This is a genomic window from Allobosea sp. CER48 (assembly GCF_044752385.1).
Taxonomy (GTDB): Bacteria; Pseudomonadota; Alphaproteobacteria; order Rhizobiales; family Beijerinckiaceae; genus Allobosea.
This window is the reverse complement of the sequence record NZ_JBIWYK010000586.1, coordinates 1-1,655: the sequence shown is the minus strand read 5'-3', so window position 1 is coordinate 1,655 and position 1,655 is coordinate 1. Positions and strand designations below refer to the sequence as shown.

Annotated in this window: 2 protein-coding genes and 1 pseudogene; 2 read left to right on the top strand and 1 reads right to left on the bottom strand. The window is 66.1% G+C overall.

Annotated elements, in window-relative coordinates; all coding sequences use genetic code 11:
• Positions 1-730 (top strand): annotated as a pseudogene (locus ACIPIA_RS15755) (hypothetical protein); the annotation flags it as partial.
• Positions 731-746: 16 nt separating this feature from the next.
• Here the strand turns inward: ACIPIA_RS15755 and ACIPIA_RS15750 are convergent.
• A complete protein-coding gene (locus ACIPIA_RS15750; RefSeq protein WP_047578697.1) occupies positions 747-959 on the bottom strand; it encodes a DUF3126 family protein in 213 nt (70 codons plus the stop codon).
• Between the two features lie 164 nt (positions 960-1,123).
• On the opposite strand from ACIPIA_RS15750, the gene ACIPIA_RS15745 reads away from it, so the two are divergent.
• A partial coding sequence (locus tag ACIPIA_RS15745; RefSeq protein WP_400510919.1) for a serine hydrolase domain-containing protein occupies positions 1,124-1,655 on the top strand: 532 nt, incomplete at its 3' end.

Below are 1,655 nucleotides of genomic sequence, written 5' to 3'. Positions count from 1 at the left end.
AGTATCCGGAATGACTGCGTCCCTGTCCCACCACGGTCCCGGCCACCAAGCCGCTCACTTGGCCTCGATGGTGCGCATGCGCCTGCAGCGTCCGCCCGCGCCGCTGCCGCGCGCAGACGGCGCCCTGCTCAAGGCGGCATTGCTGATCATGGTCGCGGGGGCCTTGGCGACGGGCCTGGCGCTCTATCTGACGCATCGCCGCATCGACGAACCGGCAGCCCTGCAGCCAGCCCGCGTCGGCAATGTCTCGCTGATCATCCCTAAGGATCTCACCGGTCTCGACGACGACGATGATGCGAGCCGCCTCGTCGGCATGGCCCGGTTGCGGCTCGACTGGCCGAGTCTGGGCCCGGCCCTGCCCCACACCCGCAAGCGCCTGCTGATCACGCTGAGCCCGCCCGACAAGGTCAACGAGCCGGCGCGTCAGCTTGCGACCTATGCCCGCTTCCTGACGCCGACCGTCTGGTCAAATCCCGGCGGCCTCGTCGTACGCAGCTTCCGCAAAGGTTCGCCGTTCGAGGGCGACGAGTTTTTTGTATCCGTGCCCGACGGCAAGGGCTTCGCCGCCCGTTGCCCGGTCGAGACTGCCGCCAATCTCGACGAGCCTTGCCGCATCACCTTCCAGCATCGCGGTATGGATGTGAACATCCGCTTCCCGCGCAGCATCATCGCCGACTGGGCGCTGATGCTCGGCGGCGTACGGCGGACGCTCGACGGGCTGATCCGCTAGCCCGTCGTCGACGTTCTCAATCTTCGAGATCGACGTCGAGGATCGCCATGGTGAAATTGAAGGAGCGATCGCCATCCTCGTCGTCGACATGGATGATGCCGATGAATTCCTCGCCCAGATAGACCTCGGCCGAGTCGGTCTTCTTCATGCGGGCACGCACGCTGATCGCGTGGTTGTTGAAGGTGCGGCGCAGGTAGCCTTCCAGCTTGGCGAGTTCGGTCTTGTCCACGATCAGGGTCCTTTCGATTGGCCGGGAGCGATGCCACGACAGGCCGGGAAGGGCAAGCGAAAGCAGCCATCGCTGACATGCCCGCCCCGCTTTCCACGGCTTGCGGGCAGCCGGCGGAATCATGCGATGCTCACGGTCGCTGAACCATGACCGGACACCGAACCATGAAGCCATGGCTTGCCCCTGCCCTCGCCTATGTCGCGAGCTGGCTCGAGTTCCAACGCCGCTACCATGACCAGCCCGGCTGTGCCATCGCGATCGCGGACGGCAATGAAGTCGTGCTCGAGGCCGCATTCGGCCGTGCCGACCTGGCGACCGGTGAGCAACTGACGCCACGCCATGGCTTCCGCATCGCCTCCCATTCCAAGAGCTTCACCTCGGCCGGCATCCTGCGGCTCGTCGAGGAGGGCCGCCTGCGGCTCGACGACAAGGTCGGACGCTTCATCGACGGGCTGCATCCGGCGATCGCCGAGGTCACCGTCGAGCAGGTGCTCTCCAACAGCGCAGGCCTGACCCGCGACGGGCCGGACAGCGGCCAGTTCGTCGACCGCAAACCCTATTGCAGCAAGGCGGAGTTGTTGGCCGACCTCGCCGCGGCGCCGGTCTTCTCCGGCTCGCAGCGCTTCAAGTACTCCAATCACGGCTTCGCGCTGCTCGGTCTCGTCATCGAAGCGGTGACGGGGCTGAGCTACAGCG